General features: G+C 67.8%; 17 protein-coding genes and 1 tRNA gene. 8 read left to right on the top strand and 10 right to left on the bottom strand.

Annotated elements, in window-relative coordinates:
• Positions 1–3: 3 nt before the first annotated feature.
• The 5 genes from AB0H42_RS23170 to AB0H42_RS23150 form a co-directional block, all read right to left on the bottom strand.
• Positions 4–738 carry a hypothetical protein gene (locus AB0H42_RS23170; RefSeq protein ID WP_357058966.1) on the bottom strand — a complete coding sequence of 245 codons (735 nt, stop codon included), beginning with the start codon at positions 736–738 and terminating at the stop codon, positions 4–6.
• Positions 739–848: 110 nt separating this feature from the next.
• Positions 849–2,336, bottom strand: coding sequence for a cutinase family protein (locus tag AB0H42_RS23165; RefSeq protein ID WP_357058963.1), 1,488 nt, complete (start codon positions 2,334–2,336; stop codon positions 849–851).
• A gap of 24 nt (positions 2,337–2,360) precedes the next feature.
• Positions 2,361–3,482: a lipase family protein gene (locus tag AB0H42_RS23160; RefSeq protein WP_357058960.1), complete on the bottom strand. Its 1,122-nt coding sequence runs from the start codon at positions 3,480–3,482 to the stop codon at positions 2,361–2,363.
• On the bottom strand, positions 3,479–4,717 hold the full coding sequence (locus tag AB0H42_RS23155) for a cutinase family protein (RefSeq protein ID WP_357058957.1): 1,239 nt from the start codon (positions 4,715–4,717) through the stop codon (positions 3,479–3,481). The genes AB0H42_RS23160 and AB0H42_RS23155 overlap by 4 nt, the downstream gene beginning before the upstream one ends.
• Positions 4,714–5,586 (bottom strand): hypothetical protein, encoded by an 873-nt coding sequence (locus AB0H42_RS23150; protein ID WP_357058954.1) that lies wholly within the window; start codon positions 5,584–5,586, stop codon positions 4,714–4,716. The genes AB0H42_RS23155 and AB0H42_RS23150 overlap by 4 nt, the downstream gene beginning before the upstream one ends.
• Before the next feature lie 675 nt (positions 5,587–6,261).
• On the opposite strand from AB0H42_RS23150, the gene AB0H42_RS23145 reads away from it, so the two are divergent.
• From AB0H42_RS23145 to AB0H42_RS23130, 4 genes are all read left to right on the top strand, one after another.
• Positions 6,262–6,993 carry a helix-turn-helix domain-containing protein gene (locus AB0H42_RS23145; RefSeq protein WP_357058951.1) on the top strand — a complete coding sequence of 244 codons (732 nt, stop codon included), beginning with the start codon at positions 6,262–6,264 and terminating at the stop codon, positions 6,991–6,993.
• Between the two features lie 1,396 nt (positions 6,994–8,389).
• Positions 8,390–8,974: a hypothetical protein gene (locus AB0H42_RS23140; protein WP_357058948.1), complete on the top strand. Its 585-nt coding sequence runs from the start codon at positions 8,390–8,392 to the stop codon at positions 8,972–8,974.
• A gap of 594 nt (positions 8,975–9,568) precedes the next feature.
• Positions 9,569–9,751: a helix-turn-helix domain-containing protein gene (locus AB0H42_RS23135; RefSeq protein WP_357058945.1), complete on the top strand. Its 183-nt coding sequence runs from the start codon at positions 9,569–9,571 to the stop codon at positions 9,749–9,751.
• Positions 9,751–11,019, top strand: a complete 1,269-nt coding sequence (locus AB0H42_RS23130; RefSeq protein WP_357058942.1) for a site-specific integrase — start codon at positions 9,751–9,753, stop codon at positions 11,017–11,019. Before AB0H42_RS23135 ends, AB0H42_RS23130 begins: the two co-directional genes overlap by 1 nt.
• A gap of 63 nt (positions 11,020–11,082) precedes the next feature.
• Here the strand turns inward: AB0H42_RS23130 and AB0H42_RS23125 are convergent.
• The 4 genes from AB0H42_RS23125 to pgm form a co-directional block, all read right to left on the bottom strand.
• Positions 11,083–11,158 (bottom strand) — tRNA-Ala (locus AB0H42_RS23125).
• 94 nt (positions 11,159–11,252) lie between these two features.
• Positions 11,253–11,990, bottom strand: a complete 738-nt coding sequence (locus tag AB0H42_RS23120; protein ID WP_357058939.1) for a thioredoxin domain-containing protein — start codon at positions 11,988–11,990, stop codon at positions 11,253–11,255.
• 57 nt (positions 11,991–12,047) lie between these two features.
• A complete protein-coding gene (locus AB0H42_RS23115; RefSeq protein WP_357059036.1) occupies positions 12,048–13,400 on the bottom strand; it encodes an MFS transporter in 1,353 nt (450 codons plus the stop codon).
• 165 nt (positions 13,401–13,565) lie between these two features.
• Positions 13,566–15,203, bottom strand: a complete 1,638-nt coding sequence (gene pgm, locus AB0H42_RS23110) for a phosphoglucomutase (alpha-D-glucose-1,6-bisphosphate-dependent) (protein ID WP_357058936.1) — start codon at positions 15,201–15,203, stop codon at positions 13,566–13,568.
• Positions 15,204–15,817: 614 nt separating this feature from the next.
• Between pgm and AB0H42_RS23105 the strand changes: the two genes are divergently transcribed.
• Positions 15,818–17,146 (top strand): D-arabinono-1,4-lactone oxidase, encoded by a 1,329-nt coding sequence (locus AB0H42_RS23105; protein ID WP_357058933.1) that lies wholly within the window; start codon positions 15,818–15,820, stop codon positions 17,144–17,146.
• Here the strand turns inward: AB0H42_RS23105 and AB0H42_RS23100 are convergent.
• Positions 17,111–17,854, bottom strand: coding sequence for a Sir2 family NAD-dependent protein deacetylase (locus tag AB0H42_RS23100; protein ID WP_357058930.1), 744 nt, complete (start codon positions 17,852–17,854; stop codon positions 17,111–17,113). The genes AB0H42_RS23105 and AB0H42_RS23100 overlap by 36 nt on opposite strands.
• A 501-nt stretch (positions 17,855–18,355) precedes the next feature.
• Between AB0H42_RS23100 and AB0H42_RS23095 the strand changes: the two genes are divergently transcribed.
• From AB0H42_RS23095 to smpB, 3 genes are all read left to right on the top strand, one after another.
• On the top strand, positions 18,356–18,544 hold the full coding sequence (locus tag AB0H42_RS23095) for a hypothetical protein (RefSeq protein WP_357058927.1): 189 nt from the start codon (positions 18,356–18,358) through the stop codon (positions 18,542–18,544).
• Positions 18,545–18,608: 64 nt separating this feature from the next.
• Positions 18,609–18,842 carry a hypothetical protein gene (locus tag AB0H42_RS23090; RefSeq protein WP_357058924.1) on the top strand — a complete coding sequence of 78 codons (234 nt, stop codon included), beginning with the start codon at positions 18,609–18,611 and terminating at the stop codon, positions 18,840–18,842.
• A gap of 49 nt (positions 18,843–18,891) precedes the next feature.
• Positions 18,892–19,365 carry an SsrA-binding protein SmpB gene (gene smpB / locus AB0H42_RS23085; RefSeq protein WP_357058921.1) on the top strand — a complete coding sequence of 158 codons (474 nt, stop codon included), beginning with the start codon at positions 18,892–18,894 and terminating at the stop codon, positions 19,363–19,365.
• Positions 19,366–19,449: the final 84 nt, after the last annotated feature.

Here is a 19,449-nt window from a genome sequence, read left to right as displayed (position 1 = left end):
TCGTCAGCCCCGCTTCTGGATATTGGTAATGAGCAGCCGGTCCCCGTCACGGCGCACGTTGATCACCTGCAGGTAGTCGCGGCGCTGCCCGCCGGGGTGCACCTCAACCAAGTGCACCTCGGCGGCGGTGTCGGCGACCGGAGTGATCGCAACGCAGTGGCGGGCGCCGGCCGGGATAGAGGCGATCCCACCGGCCAGCATGTGCGGGTCCAACCCGGCCTCCGGACCGGTCAGACGCAGCGCCGCCGCCGCGTCGCGCGCGGTGTAGTAGGCGTATTCGAACGCCGCGATCACCCCGGTCACAGTGGCGGCGTCACCATCGCGGTCAGTGACGAGATCGCCCGTCAGTCCACGACATGCCTCAGGACTCGCAGGGGCCGTGGAGGGTGTCTCCGAGGTGAGCGTGAGTGGCGGGGCGGCGGTCACGCTGGGCAGTTCCGGAGCGGTGGTGGTGCCGCCGTGCAGCGTGAACACCCCGCCGCCGATCAGGATCACCGAGACGATCAGGCTGGCCGTCAGCGCAATCCGGGCCCGGACCGGCATGCGGTGCGCCCACCTGGCGACCGTTTCGGGTTCGGGTTCGGGTGGTGTAGTCAGGCTGGGTGGTTCGGCCGTCGCCGTGTCGAATGCGTTGTCCGGGTTCGCTTCGTGCCGGTGGGTGAGCGGGATCGGGTCGGTGGTGTCGAGCCAGCCCCACCCATAGTCGGTGCCGGGCTCGGTGTGACTGCCGGTCGGCATGGTGTTCACCTCCTTGCGATGTCGGATCGGGCCCTTCGGAAGGACGTCAGGGGACGGATCAGTGGATCGGGTACGTCTCTCCACTTGGGGTTGCGTCCTTCCGAAGGGGTTCAGGGGCCGCCGCTGCGTTCAGGTGCCGTCGGCGTCGAGGACACCGACGTCGTGGTGGTGGGAGCGGGGGCTGGGGGTGTGGGTGTTGCCGCGGCGAGGTCGGTGGCCAGGGCTGTGAACCAGTTGGCGACGGCTGTGAGAGGGGATGCGCCGTCGGCGGTGGCGCTAGCGGTGGTGGTGGTCTGGTAGGAGCCGTGGCGGCTGACGGTGTCGCTGTAGCCGGCGGTGCTGGCGACCTGGTAGAGCTCGCTTTGGTCGGTGATGTTGGTGGTGATTGCGTCGAAGGCTTCGTTGGCCCACCGGCTCGCGGTCTGCGGGGGTATGAGTTGCACGACGGCGCCGGCGAGTTTGGCGCCCAGGACCGCGGCCGCCGCCCACGGGTTGGCCATTCCGACGGTGGCCAGTTCGGCGATGGTGGCCGGGGTGAATACCGTCCGGGCAACGGTGATCACCGCGTTGAGGCCGATGCCGCCGAGTTTGAGTAGTGCGGCCAGCGCCTCGTGTGGTCCGGGCAGCTGGGCACCGGGGGCCGACGCTTCGGCCAGTCGTTGCCCGACCGTTTTTTGCGGGGAGTAGGACAGTGTGTCGAGGGTGGTGCCGGTCAGGTCCTCGTTGACCACGTTCACCGCGGTGGTGAACACCGTGGCCGAGAGTGCTTGCGAGATCGTGGATATCGCCGCGATCGGATCTCGCAGGTCCGAGCGGGCAGCGATATTGGCGACCGTGGCGGCCAGGGTTCCGCCGACCGGGGTGTCGCAGGTGGCATCACCGGGGACGCACAGATCGGCGACCCGCCCCGCTAATGTGCCGTAGTCGCTGGCCGGGCTGCCGGTGCCGATGCCGCCACCGGTCAGGGTCGGGGTGTGCAGGGATACCTGCGCGACCGCCTGTCCGGTCGTGCCCGGCGACGCCGCCGGGTGGGTGTCGCCGGGGCGGCCCGGCAGGATCGGGGTTCCCGCGGCGCGGCCGGGGTGGGCCAGCAGCGCGATGCCGGCGACCCGGTCGGCGGGCACGGTGGTGTCGCCGCGGCCGATGCGGTGGGCGAATTCCGAGACCGCGACCGCGCCTTGGGCATAACCGGCTGCGGCGATCTTGGTGTCCGGGCAGCGGTCCAAGACTTCACTCGCCCGGGTGAGCAGGTTGTCGGTTGCGGCGGCGGTGGCCTGTTCGTATGGCAGGGCGGTGCCGTGAGAGTCGTAACCGTACTGGATATAGGCGCGCTGGACGGTATCGCCGGAGCCGGCGAGCAGCGGCCCGAACACCCGCCCCAGCGCCCCGCTGTCGCTGTCGGTCGGCGCGTCGGGCGAGGATTCCTCGCCGCCCTGCACGCCGAGCACATACAGGTTTGGGCACCGCGCTCCGACAGCGTTCGGGTCGGTGGGGGCTGCCGACACCATCGTGGCGGTCGCAGTGACAGCGACCACCACGACCAGGACCGCGCGCAGCAGCATCCGGGACACAGTCACGACAAGTGCGACGGGACGCATAGGGTGTCACCTCTTTCCCAGGGATCAGACCGAAGGACGGCGGAGCTGTCCGGGCAGGTGGTTGAGGTCCTCGGCCAGTTGGTCGAGAGCGTCAGCGGTGCCGGCTGCGGCAGCACCGATGTGCCCGGTGGCGTACGCGCGCCAGGTCGCTTCCGCGCCGATGAGGCGGTACTCCGCGTAGAGCTGCTGTCCCATCCCCACCGGGATCAGCCCGTCGCTACTGCCGTGATAGAGATGCACCGGAACTCTTGGGACTTGGGCGCCGGTGGACTCGGCGGTCAGCACGAACTGCCACTGCGCGTCATTCCACGGGTCCGGCCGCATGCACCAAGCCGTCACACGCTGGTCGCGATAGCTCTTGAGGATCTCGCCGGCGTCCGATCCGGAGGCATTAGCCATCGCGGCAGTCCCAGCGCCGGTGAAGACACGGTCGACGCTCAAGTACGAGTACGCGCGGCTCAGACCGATCAGCCCGGCCAACACCAGCCCCGACCACGGTCCGCCATCGAGGCGGGCCGCCAAGCTTCCTGGGTCTGTGACGACCGCTCCCGCAGCCACCCCGCGCAGGTCCAAGGACGGGGCGTAGCGGGGCTGGGATTCCGCGGCCCACACAGCGGCCCGTCCGCCGTCGGCGTATCCCCAGATCACGCACGGTGCTCCAGCGGCGTCCAGGGCCGGGATCATGCGTGCGGCGCGGGCGAGGTCGAGCACGCTGTGGGCGACGTCGGTGCCAGCCAGGAACGTGTGGGGTCCCAGACCGCTCAAGCCCAGGCCCGGCCCGTCGGGCACCGCGACGATCCAGCCCCGCTCCAGCGCTGCGGCCACGGCCGGCAGGTCCGGGTCCGGTTGCGGATCGGTGAACAGCTGCGACGGTGCGCATCGGCCCCCCAGCCCGCGAAACGGTGGGCAGTACACCGCGACCGCGGAATCCGCGCCGGGTCTCGGTGGCGCAATGACAATGCCCGAGGCCGGGATCGGGGCGTGCCGCCCGGTATGGGTTGTATACACCACCTGCCATGCCTGATGGGGCCGGCCGAGCGTGGGCACGATAGTGGAGCGGTAGCGCAAGATCGCACCGGGCCGCGCTCCGGATCCGATGGCGGGGGCAGCATAAAACGCGTCAACAGGACGGTCGTCGAGGGTCATGGTCGGCTCCCTTGCAGATCGTGGGCCAGGGCGGTCAGCCACGCGATACCGGAATTCAGATGCCCGCCGACCGCGTAGTCGGTGTGGCGGGACACGGTGTCGCCGTAGCGGATCCACACCGCGGGGTCGAGCAGGGCGGCGTTGTCCGCGATCAGCTGTCCCCACGCCGCCGCCAGACCGGTGGCCAGCCCGGGCAGAGTGGTGACCGGGTTCGCCGCCACCGTGGCCACGACCGCACCCCAGCGGGTGTTCGCGGCCGCGGTGTCGGCCGGTGCAGGTTCGCGCTGGCGCGGGTCGGCGGAGTCGATCAGCCGCTGCGCCAACGTCTTTTCCGGCCGGAAGGTCACGGTGCCGTCGGCGAGGTGGATGTCGTGCAGCAGCACCGTGGTCCACGCCTGCCCCAGTGCGGTGGACAGGACCGCGCCCAGGGAGTTCACGGCGGCGATCGGGTCACGCAGGTCTGCTTGGGCCGCAATCAATGCTCCGAGGCTCAGTAGCGCTGCGTGGTCGGGGGCGGAGCACGCCAGGTCTCCCTCGATACAGATGTCGGCGACCCGGCCGGTCAGGGCGCCGTAACTGGTCGCGCCGCCAGCGATCCCGCCACCTTTGGGTGCTGCGGGGGCGAGCCGCACTGCTTCCACAGCGGCGCCGAGGGTGCCAGGGGCCGAGTCGGGTGTGGTTTGCCCGGGTCTGCCCGGGAACACCGGTGACCCGAGTGCGCGGTCCGGGTGCGCATACAGTGCGATCCCGGCGATCCGGTCGGCGGGCACCGGGCCCGATCCCGAGCCGATGTCGTGTGCGAGCCACGACAATGCTTGCGCGCCTTGGGAATATCCGACTCCGGCGAACATGGCGTCCGAGCAGGCGGCGGCGATCCGGCCGATTTCGGTGTCCAGGCGTTGGCGGGCTTCGGTCACCGAGACCGCATATGGTGCGGTGCCGCCGCCGGGTACCGCGCCCCCGAACCCTGCCGGGTACGGGATGTAGGTGCGGTCCACTGCCCCGGGGGCTGCGGCCAGGACGGGCGCGATCAGTGCCCCGATCACTCCGGTTTCGGTGTTCGGGTCCGCGGCCGGGGAGGACTGGCCGGTACCTTGCACGCCGAGGACGTGTAGTGGCGCACAGCCGCCGGCGGATTGCGCGGCAGCCGAGCCGGTTGCGGTGAGTACGGTGCACACTGCCACCGCTACGGTCGCCGCGGTCGCGACGCGAGCCTTGGTTGTCACGGCGGTCACGGCTGCCCGACCCCCACACCTGCCCCGAACCCGGCACCCACCGCGCCGGCCGCGACGGCACCGACCGCGGCAGCGGGGACACCGGCGACCACCGCGCCGATCGCGGCGCCGACCGCCGCGCCCAGTGCGGTGCCGGCGACGCCGGAGGTGACCGTGCCGACCACCGGAACCGGCACCAGCGTGCCGATCGCGGCGCCCACAATCCCACCGATCGTGCCGCCGATCAGACCGCCGACCACGGCACCGGCTGCGGCGGCAGGCACGCCCGCAACGGCGGCTCCGGCGGCGCCACCGACCGCGGCACCGGCCATGGTGGCACCCGAAACGCGGTCCGAACGCCCCGCGGGGATCCCGACCGAGTCCAGCGCGGTCGCGGCCTGGGCTTCCGCGTTCGCTGCGACATCGTTGATGGTGTCGCGGGCTTCCGGCGGCAGCCATTCCGGACTGGGCGCCTGCCATTGCCCGATTCGGATCGTGTTCTCCGGCGGTTCGATCGGCGCGACCGGCGGCACGGGTTCGGGCAGGTGCAGGTCCTCGACACGCACCGGTGCCACCGGTTCCTCCGGTGATGGTGCGGGCCGCGAGGGTGCGTTGCGCACCTCCGGTGGCTGCTCGTAATACACCGGCGGCTCCGGAGCCGGGGCGGACGCTGGTGGGGGTGGGGTGGAAGTGCCGGGCTGTTCAGGGCTGGTCACCCCAGGCTGGTCGGCGATCGCTGCGGGCTGATCGCCGGCGTGCGCGGTGCCGGTGGCGGCCAACGCGATCGCGATCGGGATCGTCCCGGCAAGCATGATCCGGCCGCCGCGGCGTGCTCGACCTCGACCGGGCTGGCGTTCAAGATGATCGGGGAGTTTCACAGGTTCGGACATGCCGAATGCACCCTTCGTCATGAAGGTAGAAAGGAATCAGGAAAGTGAATGGATGCGGGAAATGTCCCGCCGGGTACCTCCCGGCCGGGAAAAAGCCGGGAGGCCACTACTCGGGGAGCTTTCCGATTAAACGAATGACAAGATGAGCCACAGCGCTTGCGACGCGACCGTCAAACCATTCGACAGCAAGATCAAGCCGTCGTTTATCCAGCCCATCACAATGTTCGGATCCAAAGTTATTTTCCTTCCTGGACGTCGTACTGACATCACCATCCAAACCACCGAACATGTTGGCGCGCTATAGTTCAGGCTTTCCTATTTTTGCGTTCACGCAGCCCCGCGCGAAATCGATCTGCCCGAAATCCTGCGGTTTCAGGAAAAATCTCCACAACTTGAGGAAAATATAATTTCCAAGTGACATGCGGATTGGCACTGCCGAGGCAGGCACCCCGACAGGAAATGGCTATCTCACCGCGAACGATTCGTCCCAAACCCTCTTGCCGGTGTATACAGTCTCTGGTAGGAACTAAATCGACTCGGGGAGAAAGTCAACCGCGACTCCGCACACTGGTGACGGAGTCGCGAGAAGGGGGGGTTTCCGCGTTGCCTCGGAATCCCGCACGTCCACAGGCGTCCACACGGACGCTACGAATCGTTCCACCCACGTTAGGTGCTATGTGTCTCACCATTCGCAAAGCACGCAAGCTCAGTCGTAGCAACGCCTACGATATCCATGGCGTTAGCCAGTCCTATCTGTTCGATATCGAGCACGATATCCGCATACCGACCAGCGAGACATTGGATCGGCTGATCGACGCCTACGAACTCGACAACATGCAGTCGCAGTACCTGCACGAACTGCGCCGACCCGCGCAAGACCTGCCGGACATCGATCATCTCACCCGCCAGCTGCGGGGCCACCCCAGCCTGATACACCACATCGACCACCTCACCGCCAGCAAAGTGCCTGGCGCCTATGTGGGCCCACTGCACCACGTCTTGGCCTGCAACGATCTTTTCCACACCGCATGGCCCGGACTGGGGAAAGCCGATTCGGTGCTGTCCTGGATCTTCGGGGAGGCCGCGGCGCATTCCGCACCGGATCGCGACAGGGAAGCCGCGCAAACCGTCGCCATCACCAAAGTGCTGACCGGCCGCTACCGCACCAGCGCCCAAACACACGCGCTGCTGCAGCAACTCAGTCACCACGACGACTTCACCGACCGATGGAGATCGACCATCGACGTCGCCGACGGCCGATCCCCGGACGACCTGTTGTACCGGCGCCACCCCGAAACCGGCGAACCGCTCTCGTTCGCCATGACCATGAGCAAAGTCCACATCATCGACCACGTCTGGCTGATCACCCTTCTGCCCATCCCCCACCCGGGACCGGCGACCACCTGACCGTCACCGACTGTCGTTGTGCCCCAGGCCTCAAGAGTCACTGCCTGGGGCACAACACTTTCAGCCGGGGTGGCGGACTGCCGCGCACGCTCGATCTGATTCCCCGCCTCGCATCTCTGCACTAACGCACCGGACACCTCCATGCACGATGCGACAGGACGCGCCCATCTACGCCGCGCCGTGGTGTCGATCGTCGCTGCAACCGGATCCGACACCACACGGTCCACTACCACGAACTGGCGTGTCGAGCCCGCCGCTCCGCCGCTACCGGGCCCGGCACACTCCCAGGGAAACACAGCCATCGATCAGTTAACCCTCACCGGGCTTCACGATCCGAGTCGGTCCCGACCGGCATCGGCCGATCAGGCCTCACATCAGGGCTGATCGATCGGATTCCCGCTCATGAGGCGATACTCGGCCAGGCGGCAGGCCGTTCAGGCTACCCATAGAACACCGACCGATTTGTCCGCTTGCCGCTCCCCCCCAGGCCCCGCATATCAGCATGGACGCAATTCCTCGATCGCACTATTGCGCCGGTGCCACGAGAATTCTAACTGACTTCGACCGTACCCGGTCTACCTGCGTCGGCCGACAATCCCACGCCCTCGGCAACTTCACAACAAGCCGGCCTCCCACTTGCACAACGGAATTCGATTCTCCAGGCTTGGGCCAGCCACCAACAGTCTGTTTTCGGCATCGGTTCTAGCCGGGCGTATCTTGACGAAGCCGCGCTCCCGTGGCTATTTCGGGTTGTTCCGCGATCGATCCAGCTGACCACCACCGATGGTAGGCGGCCGACGGATCGGCCGTCGGCGCTTGTGAACCCGAGCGTGGCAAAGGGTTCGCCGGAAGTGCTGTCGCATAACGTCATCGGCGCAGGACGCGGCCGCGACCCCCTGGCAGGAGCGACTCGTCGCAGCGCACGATCAACTCCTCAGATGTAGGCGCCACCGTCACAGAACGCAACTCCCTCTCATCGAGGGTTGACGGCGATGGACCTGCAGCGCCACGGCGACCCGGTGGCGACCGAGCACCGACTGATGGCCGGCTCCTGCGGTGTACGTGGATCGGGTGCGGTCACCGCCCACTGCATCGCTGCGTGAACACCGCGCGGCCGGGACCAAATGGCCCTTACCTCCCACGTGACCCCGGGCGCGGTGACGCACGAGACAGCGGCAAGCCTGTCCCGATCCGGCCTGATCAAGGTCATGTGCGGTCTGCAAGGAGCGAATCAATCCCACCCAGGGCCATCACGCGACGAGTTTGTGGCAGGGCCGATGTCGTGCACGCCGGGGAAGGCCGCAGGCCACCGCTGTTGGGGAATTTCAATATGAAAAGCGAAGGCGGGCAACGTATTACGGTGCTCGCCCTCCCCTGATGGAAGGGCAAAACCCTGATGAAAAACAAGATGGCCTCTGCTCTGTCGTCGATGGACAAGCTGCTGCCGGGGCTGGAGGAAACGCTGGGCTGGCTGGGGGAGGTGTTCGAACGCATCGACTGGGCCGAGGAAGAGATCCAGGCGGCACAGAAACGCCACCCTGAACAGGCAACGCAGGTGTGGCACGGATTCTCGCTGCTGCAGCCCACTCATCAGCGCGTGGAGTACGAGCTGCTGTTCCGGGCACACTGCCGAGAAATCCTCGATCGGCTCGCGGCCGGCAAACCGACACAGCCGGGGACGGCGGCAGAAGTGTTGGCGGCGTTGTCAGAGGCGTCGATGCGGGCCCCGTTGAACACCGAATCGGTGGGCTTGTACTTCCGAATGTGGCGGGCGGCGGCGCTGCCGCCGCTGGAGGACAACGCCGGGCAGCTCGAGCACTACGAGGCGATCACCGGTTCCCGGATCGATGAGCTCGAGGCAGAGTCGCGGCATCGGTTGACGATGCCGGACCGCAGGTTAGGGGCGATCACGTGTGAGAGCCGGCATCACGGGGAGCCGGTAATGTGCGAGTTCGCGCTGGCAGCAATCGACGCGGCTTGAACCGGCCAGCAAGTAAGAGAAGGCCCTGCATCGGGGACTGAGCCGCCGCCACCGGCCTGCGCCACCACCAGACGTCGACCCGTGACCCTCACACGACACGCCGTGTCGCCGAAAATTCTGCCCGAATTGCCGGAGCCGCGCGCATGGAGTGTGACCTGCGATGACGGCATCACCGCCGCAGGGGATTCGCCGCAAGGTGCGTATCGGGGTGTCACGTCGGTACCACGGTTCGGGCTTTCATGGAGTCGGGACAGGTCAGTGGACAGCACGCAAAGGCGGCTGCCGCATGCAAACGATCCTGATTCCTTCTACCCACAGGCTCCGCGGAGCCGGTGGCCATCCCTGGTATCGAGTTGCTCGATGCCGCCGCGAGACCCGCTCCGTGACGGTCGGTCCGATCGACGGCGCTCGCAGTGTCCTCCGTCTCGCCCACTACGGTGACGGCCTCATCCGGCCACTGGCTGCGCCGCAGCCTCGGCCGGTGCACATAGCATCGCCCGCCGCGATGCCGGGACACCCACAGTCGTGGAATCCATTCACCACCAGGGACATTCGGCAGGGCGTAGCCCGGACGAGCTCGGTAGGCGGTCCGCGATGACCGAGCATCCGTTCATGACCGTCCAGGAAGCCGCAGACGCCCTGCGAGTCTCCCGCTACAGCATCTATCAGCTGATCTGGTCGAACAAGCTGCACTCGGTCACAGTCGGTCGCTCGCGCCGGATCGTCCGTGCCTCATTCGACGCCTACCTCGCCGATCTGATCGAAAGGGAACAATAATGTCCAAAAATAACCCGGCCCGCCGCCGGAAGAACCCGAACGGCTCCGGCAACATCAGTGTCCGCGCCGACGGCCTTTACGAGCTGAAGCTGTTCGTCAACGCCGCCGACGGCACCCGTAAACGCATCAGCATCTACGGCGCCACCTGGGAAGAGGCCGATGCCGAACGCACCCGTCTCAAGGAGATGGAACGCCAAGGTATCCCGGTGGAGATCACCACGATGACCGTCGCAGAGTACATGTCCTACTGGCTCGAGGAGGTCGTCGGACCGTCGATCCGCCGCACCACCTACGCCACCTACCGAGGCGATATCCGCCTGCACATCGCGCCCGCCCTGGGGAAGCGCAAACTCAAAGCACTGAGCGCGCAGCATGTCCGCACCTTCATCAACGGCCTGCGGACGCGGTGCCAGTGCTGCGCCCAGGGCAAGGACGCCGCCCGCCGCAAACCCCGCTGCTGCGCCAAACAGAGCGCCGATTGCTGCGGTGATGTGCTATCGATCAGCTCGATCCGGCACGTCCTGCGGGTGCTGCGGGCCGCGCTGCAAGACGCGGTCGACGACGAGGTCCTCGCCCGCAACGTGGCCCGATCGGTGCACGTCTCCGGCGGAGCCAAGTCTGCGGGCCGCCGGTTCACCCGGGCCGAGGCCATCCACTTCCTGGCCGCCGCCGCAGAACACCGCCTGCACGCCTTGTGGGCCGTGGCGCTGGCTCTCGGGTTGCGGCGCGGGGAAGCACTGGGCCTGGCCTGGGACGACGTGGATCTGGCCGGTGGGCGGATCACAATCCGACAGGCTCTGCAACGCGTCGATGGGCGTCTGCAGCTCACCCCGGTCAAGACCGACGGCTCCAACACCACACTGCCGCTACCGTCGCCTCTGGTTCCAATCTTGCGCGAGCACCAGCGCATCCAGGGCGAGCAGCGGTTCGCCGCCGGCGACGAGTGGCGCGACTCCGGGCTGGTGTTCACCACCGCGGTCGGCGGCCCCATCGAGCCCCGCAACGTCAACCGCATGTTCGCGCGTCTGTGTGAGCAGGCCGGGCTCCCGCGCCTACGGGTGCACGATCTGCGGCACTCCTGCGCCACCCTGTTGTTCACCATGGGCGTGGATGCAGCGACGGTTCAGCGGATCCTCCGGCACAGCTCGATCGGCGTGACGATAAACACATACACAGAGGTGATCGAGCAAGTGCAACGCAAGGCTGTCGACGAGCTGAATCCCCTGTTCAGGGACTCTCACGACGGATCTGCCGGATATGCGGAATAGCCCGTTGTCGTAGTTCGTGTCGTAAATCCGGGTTATTTCATCATGCCAATAATGCATAACCCTTGGTGGAGCTAAGGGGACTCGAACCCCTGACCCCCACACTGCCAGTGTGGTGCGCTACCAGCTGCGCCATAGCCCCGGATAGTTGCCGCCGGTTCCCCGGCTGCCTGAACGAAGTTACACCACCCGGACACCAGGAACCAAATCGCCTGGATTCCGGGTGAACGCCGAGGTCACGGCGCCAGCTGCTGGACCCAGTCCGGTTCGTTGACGTCGATCTTGGTAGCGACATCGAACACACTGGGGGTGGCCGCGGCGCCGTCGAGGGCCGCCGTCAGGTCGTCGAGGGTGGCGGCGGCCTGATCGGCCACCTGACCGCGGCGAGCGCCGGAGGTGATGCATTCGCGGGCGGGTTCGGTGGCGCCGGATTCGGTCGCGATGGTGAGCAGTTCGTCGTCGCTGAGCTCGGAGCCCTCGTCCGGTTGGCGGGTGGTGAACAGCGTCTCGTGAAACTTCGAGTAGGTGACGCCGGAACCGGTATCCGCTACACACTGGAGGGCGGCGATCGCGCGCGTGGAGTAGTCGCCGCTGGAGGATTTGGGGTCGAGGAAATTGACGAACCGGTAGCGGATGGCGAGTTTGCCCTCGTCCAGATTCTGCGCGAGTTCCTGTCCGTAGAGGGTTTCCAGGGTGCCGCAGGACGGGCACATCGGGTCCTCGTAGATCTCGATCGTCTTGGGCGCCTCCGGGGTGCCGAGCCGGACACCACCGTCGCTCTGCAGGGCGGCGGTCACCGCGTCGTTGCGCACCGAACCGTAGCCGCCGTTGCGCACCTGGGCTTCCTCGCGACTACCCCAGCGGTAGGCGAAGACGACGATCAGCGCGATCAGGACCAGGGCCAACGCGCCGAGGGCGTAGGTGGTCCGGTTGGACATCGGCCGCGGCGTGTAGTCGGACGGCGAGTTGCTCACGCGACCACTCTGCCGCATCCGGGCGAACCGGTCACGTGCGAATCCCGTGGGCGCGGGTCAGGGGCGGTTTTCCGAGCGGCTTCCGAGACCCGCGGAGCCCGGGAAGCCCGCGGTCGTCTCCGTGATGCCGGCATTGTCGTCCGCGGTCCCGGGTACGGAACCACCGGGACTCGCGGCGGCACTGTCCGGCTCCGCGGTGGCGGGGGCACGGTCCATCGGTTCGGGCACGATCAGCCAGGCCACGGCGGCGATCGCGAGCAGCGACCCGGTGACGGCGAGACCGGCACCATAGGACAGCCGCTGCGCGATCGCGCCGACCACGATGGGCCCCAGGACCGTCCCCAGGTCCTGGGACATCTGGAATCCGGCGAGCATGGTGCCGCCGCGGGCGCGGTTGCCGATGATATCGCCGACGGCGGCCTGTTGGGCCGGAGTGAACAGACCGGACCCGATACCGGCGACGAACGAGGTGACCAGGAGCCAGGTGAAGGTGGGCGCCAGGCCGAGGCCGGTGGTGCCGACCGCGCACACCAGCGCGCCGGAGATCAGCAGCGGGCGGCGGCCGTAGCGGTCGGACAGCCGTCCGGAGAAGAACAGCACCGTCGCGTTACCGGCCGCGAACACGGTGAGCGCGACACCGGCCATCCCGGACGACTGACCCAGCACTTCGACCACCAGCAGTGGGACGAGCGCCATGCGGACCCCGAACACCGCGGCTCCGCTCGCGAAATTGGAGAACAGTGCCGCCCGGTACTCGGGACGCGCGAGCCCCTGCCGGAAACTGACGGTGGCGATATCACGGCCGGTATCGGATTCGGCGATATGAGAATCGCGCAGGTTGAAGTAGACGACCGCGACGGCGAGCAGCAGCGCCACGGCGTAGATGAGGAACGGGGCGCGCAGACCGAAGCCGGCCAGCGCGCCACCGATCAGCGGGCCGGACAGGCCGCCGATGAGAAAACAGGTGGACCACAGCCCGGTGACCCGTCCCCGTTCGGTCGGCGGGGAGAGCCGGATCACCAGCGCCATCGACGAGACGGTGAACATGGTGGACCCGACCCCGCCCAGCGAGCGCAACACCATCAGCTGCCAGTAGGTCTGCGCGAAGGCGCTCGCACCGGTGGAGATCGCCACGATGAGCAGGCCGACCAGATAGATCCGCCGCTCCCCCAGCAGTTGCACGAGCCGGCCGCTGACCGGCGCGAACAGCAGCCGCATGGCGGCGAAGGCGCTCACGATGGCGGACGCGGCCGCCACGCCCACCCCGAAGCTGAGCGCGAACTGCGGCAGCACCGGGGACACCAGGCCGAACCCCATGGCGATACAGAAGGCGGCGCCGACCAGCACCCATATCTCGCTGGGTAGCGGGGGCTTGCCCGAGGTGTTCGGGGGCCGGCGAGCCGTGAGCAGACGCCGGAGTCCCGGCCTTCGCACCCCGACCCGTCCGCCCGTTCCGTGCGCATTCCCGGATCCGGGTCGATCATCTGCCAGGGCCTCACCACTCACCCCGGCAGTCAACGCCGCGGTGGACCCGACAATTCCCGCGCCGGCGTGGGGTTCACCGAGGCCGGGCCGCTACCCGTCGGCCAGAACCCGCCCGACCATCTCCCGGGCCGCCTCCTGCACCCGCGCGAGGTGTTCGGCGCCGTGGAAGGACTCGGCGTAGATCTTGTACTTGTTCTCGGTGCCCGACGGCCGCGCGGCGAACCAGGCGTTCTCGGTGCTCACCTTGAGTCCGCCCAGCGCGGCGCCGTTGCCCCGGGCCCGGGTGGCGATCTCGGTGACGGGTTCGCCCGCGATCTCGTCGCCGGTCACCTGCTCGGGGCTGAGACCGGCGAGCAGTTTCTTCTGCGCGGGGTCGGCGGGAGCATCGATCCGGGCGTAGGCGGGGCTGCCGTAGCGGCGTTCCAGTTCGTGGTAGCGGGTCGAGGGGCTCTGCCCGGTGACCGCGGCCATCTCGGCGGCCAGCAGAGCCAGCAGGATGCCGTCCTTCTCGGTGGTCCACACGGTGCCGTCCATCCGGAGGAACGACGCGCCCGCGCTCTCCTCACCGCCGAACGCGAGACTGCCGCTGAACAGTCCCGGGACGAACCATTTGAACCCGACCGGCACCTCGTACACGTCGCGGCCCAGCACACTCACCACCCGGTCGATCATCGAGGAGGTGACCGCGGTTTTGCCGATCTTGGTGAGCGCGTCCCAGCCCCGTCGGTTGGCGACCAGGTATTCGATGGCCACCGCGAGGAAGTGGTTCGGGTTCATCAGGCCGCCGTCGGGAGTGACGATGCCGTGTCGGTCGGCGTCGGCGTCGTTGCCGGTGGAGATGTCGTAGTCGTCGCGGATCGCCACCAGCGAGGCCATGGCGTGCGGGGACGAGGGATCCATCCGGATCTGACCGTCGCTGTCGAGCGTCATGAACCGCCAGGTGGGATCCACGCTCGGATTCACCACTTCCAGATCGAGGTCGTAGCGCTGCCCGATCTCCTCCCAGTAGTCGACGCTGGCACCGCCCATGGGGTCGGCGCCGAGCCGGATCCCGGCGCCGCGGACGGCGTCGAGGTTCAGTACCGCGGGTAGGTCGGCGATGTAGTGGTCGAGGTAGTCGTAGCGCTGCACCGAGTCCATCGCCCGGGTGAGCGGAGCGCGCTTCACCTCGGCCAGCCCGCCGCGCAGCAGTTCGTTGGCGCGCTCGGCGATGCTGTCGGTGGCGCCGGTATCGGCCGGGCCGCCGTGCGGGGGGTTGTATTTGATGCCGCCGTCGCGCGGCGGGTTGTGGGACGGGGTCACCACGATGCCGTCGGCCTGGGCCCGGGCGCCGTTCCGATTGTGGCGTACCACCGCATGACTCAGTGCGGGGGTCGGAGTGTAGCGGCCGCGGGAATCGACCACGGCGCCGATATCGTTGCCGGCCAGCACTTCCAGGACCGTGGTCCACGCGGGTTCGGACAGCGCGTGGGTGTCGCGGGCGAGATAGACCGGGCCGGCGATGCCCCGGGTCGCCCGGTATTCGACGACGGCCTGGGTGATGGCCAGGATATGCGCCTCGTTGAAGGTGCCGTCCAGACTCGAACCGCGGTGCCCGGAAGTACCGAAGATCACCCGCTGAGTGGGTTCGGCCGGGTCGGGCACCCGGCTGTAGTACGCGGTCACCAGCCCCGGAACATCCACCAGATCGCCGGGGCGGGCGGGCCGTCCGGCTCGATTGTGGGCCATGCTCGGGTCTCCCTTCGTGGTCGGCCGCACGCGGCTGGTCATCGTGATCACCGGAACGGCCCCGCGGCCGCGTCCGGTGCTCCGGACCTTCCCGACACCATCATGACCCGACCCCTCTCGCTCGTACCGTACTGCGTTCAGCTCGTGCCGTACTGCGTTGCCACGCCGTGCCTTCCGGCCATCTCGCGGGCGGCCGGGCCGGGCCGCGACGACAGCAGGATCGGCACACCACCATTCGGCGCGGCCCCCACACCGGCGGCTACCGGTCCGAGCAGTGTACGAACCCGGCCGGGGTGGCCGGAAAAGGGTGGTGAACCCCGCCGCTCACCGGCGACCGGACGGCGGGTCCGAGATGGACCTCGATGCCGGTGACCAGCAACTACTGTCCTATCGGGAGAAGGGGGCCGGCCGCGGGGGAACCGCCGAATACGCGGCCTCGCAAGTGGTCCCGAGTCCGCCGGGGCCGGGGTGGGGACCGTCTACCGGAGATTCGCCAACCAGCAGGCCAAGGCCGCCGAATCGGATCCGATGCCGATCCGCCGACGCCGACCCCGCGGGTCGATTTCTCCGCGCTTCTTCCCCATCGACCGCACTCTTCCCTTAGAGTTGGACGCGTGACCAAGTTATGGGTGAACTGGGCCGGTGATCAGCAGTGCACACCGGCTCGCCTGTGCGCGCCGCGCGATCAGGCGGAACTGTCCGCCGAACTCGCGCGTGCGGCCGAGGCCGGGCACCGGGTCCGCGTCGCGGGCTCGGGTCACTCGTTCACCGACACCTGCCTCACCGACGGCGTCCTGCTCGACCTGTCCCGGATGAACCGCGTCCTCGAGGCGGACCCGGCGACCGGGCTGGCCCGGGTGCAGGCGGGGACTACCCTGGCGGCACTCAACGCCCGGCTCGACGAGTACGGCCTGGCGTTTCCCAATCTGGGCGATATCGATGCCCAGACCATCGCGGGCGCCACCGCCACCGGTACCCACGGCACCGGCGGCCGGCTGCCCAATATCTCCGCCGCCCTGCACGCGGTGGAACTGATGACCGCCGACGGCCATATCGTCGAACTGACCGAGGAGTCCGACCCGCGGGCCTGGCGCGCCGCCCGGGTCGGACTGGGCGCCCTGGGCGTGGTGACCGCGTTCACCCTGAAACTCGTCCCCTCGTTCGTCCTCGAAGGCGTCGAACGTCCGGTCCCGGTCGACGAGGTACTGGCCGACCTGGACTCCTATATCGATGGCAACGACCATTTCGAGTTCTACATGTTCGCGCACAGCCCGATCGCCATGACCAAGCGCAACAACCGCGTCGATCTCCCCGCCGCGCCGCGACCCGAACCGGTGGACTGGTTCGCCGATATCCTGCTGTCCAACCACGCCTTCGACGCGCTGTGCCGGCTCGCCCGCCGCCGGCCCGGGCTCATTCCGTGGATCCAGCGCGGGGCCGCCTACGCGGGCAGCTACCGCCGCCAGGTCGATCGGTCCTACCGGGTCTTCACCAGCCCCAGGCTGTTCCGCTTCACCGAAATGGAATACGCGATCCCGCGCGAGCATTCGATCGCGGCGATCCGGGAGATCAGGGAGACAGCGCGGGGTTTCGACAGCCCGATGCCGATCGAGGTGCGCTGGGTGGCGGGTGACGACGCGTTCCTCTCACCCGCGGGCGGGCGCGCCACCTGCTATATCGCGGTGCACCAGTACCAGGGCATGGACCATGAGCCGTTCTTCCGCGCGTGCGAAGCGGTTTTCGACCGCTACGACGGCCGCCCGCACTGGGGCAAACGCCACTATCAGACAGCGGAGACACTGCGCGGCCGCTACCCCGACTGGGACCGGTTCGCGGCGGTGCGCCGCCACTACGACCCCGACGGCCGGTTCGCCAACGCCTACCTGGACCGAGTCCTCGGCCCGGTGTCAGCGACCGAGGATGCGGTCGACCAATTCGGGTAGCGCGGTGCCGATCGGTTCGCGCACAACCTCGGTCGCGAGCGCATCGTAGGGTGTGGGTTCGGCATTGACGATGATGAGATCGGCGCCGGCCGATACCGCGCGCCCGCACAGTGAGGCCGCCGGCTCCACCTGCAACGAGGTACCGACCACCAGGAAGATCTCGGCCGTCTCGGCGGCCAGCGTCGCTTTGATCAGGGTGCGGTGATCGAGGGCCTGGCCGAACATGATGACATCGGCCTTGAGGACTCCCGCACATTTCGGGCAGGGCGGGTCCGCTTCGCCGTTCGCCACCCGCTCCAGCGTGGCGGCCATGGTGGCGGTGTAGTCGCACTGCACACAGACCACGTCGAACATGTTGCCGTGGATCTCCACCACCCGCTGCGGGGCGGATCCGGCACGCTGATGCAGCCTGTCGATGTTCTGGGTGACGATGGTGAGCGCCCGCCCCGCTCGTTCGAGATCCACCAGGGCGCGGTGGGCGCCGTTCGGTTCGGCCGCCCACGCGGGATTGTCCCGGCGGGCTAGCCAGGATTTCTCGCGCAGCGCCGGATCGGCCAGGTAGTGGTCGTAGGTCGACAGCAGTTCGGCGATGGGATCTTCGGTCCAGACCCCGCGCGGCCCGCGAAAGTCGGGGATTCCGCTGTCGGTGGAGATTCCGGCGCCGGTCAGTGCGGCGATCCGGCCGGTGCGGGCGTACCAGTCGGTCACCGCCCCGCCTCCGGCCCGCCGCGCGCCGCGCGGGGCAGCGCCACCCGAGGGGTTGGATTGCACATGCCACGAGCTTAGGAGGCCCGCACCGCGCAAGGGATGCGACGGTCTTCGAACAGACTACAGTTAATTATTAGCAAGCAGTTTGCTGCATTTCTCTTCGGCTTCTGAACCCCGAGAAATCTTCCGGTCGCGATAATCGGCCATAAACCGACCACAGGTCTTTTAACAGGCATCTTTACCGGAAAGATCACGAGCTCATCGCACGATTACACGATGTCGATGGCCTCGCCGTGATGGCAATCTCTCGATTTGCTGAGTGGTATCCAGGAGGAGATTTCTCCGTTACTGTGAACACATCCACACCGCCACCGAAACGGAGGTTCTGCCATGGCTCGCCACCGCATTCCCCGTCCGGCAGACCCGCGGGACGGATACCATATTCCGAGCGAATACGGGAGTCACGGTTTGGTAACCCACGCCGCCGGGTATACGGAAGATATGACAGCACTGCGTAACCGACCCACCCGGATCGCCGGTATGGAATGGGGCACCGCACTGCTGGCCCTCGCCACGTGCCTCATTTTCAGCACCAGTATCGCCGCTCTCACCCAATCCTTCGCGACCGCACTGGTCGCCACCGCCAGCATTCTCATCGGCCTCGGCATCACGCTACGGATCCTCAGATAAGCTCGGCCACCCGAATTCGCGTGCCCCGCCCGCGAATATCTGCCCGCACGGCTAGTCTGCGAGCATGGTATCCGGGGACGGGTCCGACGACTCCATCGGCGGAGACGGGGGTGGCTCCCCCGGCGAACCGGCAGACGGTCCACCGCGGAGCCGGAGCGCGGACCCGGCGGTGGAGAGCAGCTGGCTCGATCGTCGAGTCCGGCCGCAGCCCGCCGGCCGGCCCCGGATCTCCACCGTCCTGCTGGTCCTCGGCTTCGCCGCCGTGTTCGTTCTGTATCTGATCCTGCAACCCGGCTGACCAGCGGCCGGGAATAATCCGGTTGGCGCGGCCGCTTAAGGTTGTCGTTATGAAGGAGAACGGGCGCAAGGTCATCGCGACCAACCGCCGGGCACGGCACAACTACACGATCCTGGACACCTACGAGGCCGGGATCGCGCTGGTCGGTACCGAGGTCAAGAGTCTGCGTGAGAGCAAGGCCTCACTGGTGGACGCCTTCGCGACCGTGGACAACGGCGAAGTGTGGCTGCGGGGTCTGCACATCCCCGAGTTCAGCCACGGCACCTGGACCAACCACGCCCCGCGCCGGGTCCGGAAATTGCTACTGCACAAACGGGAGATCGAACGCCTGGTCGGCAAATCGCGCGAGGGCAATCAAACCCTTGTCCCGCTGTCGATGTACTTCTCCGACGGGAAGGTGAAGGTGGAACTCGCCCTCGCCAAGGGTAAGCAGGACTACGACAAACGGCAGGATCTGGCCCGGCGAACCGCCGAGCGCGAGGTCACCCGCGAGCTCGGCCGCCGCATCAAGGGGATGAGCTGAGCAGCCCCGGCGGCGCCGGGAAAAGGGAATGAACCACGGTGGGTCAGGTGTTAACATGACTAGCCCGGCAAGGTGCCGGGACGT

The sequence above is a fragment of the Nocardia sp. NPDC050799 genome (assembly GCF_040654015.1).
Taxonomy (GTDB): Bacteria; Actinomycetota; Actinomycetes; order Mycobacteriales; family Mycobacteriaceae; genus Nocardia.
This window is presented reverse-complemented; position numbering and strand designations above follow the sequence as displayed.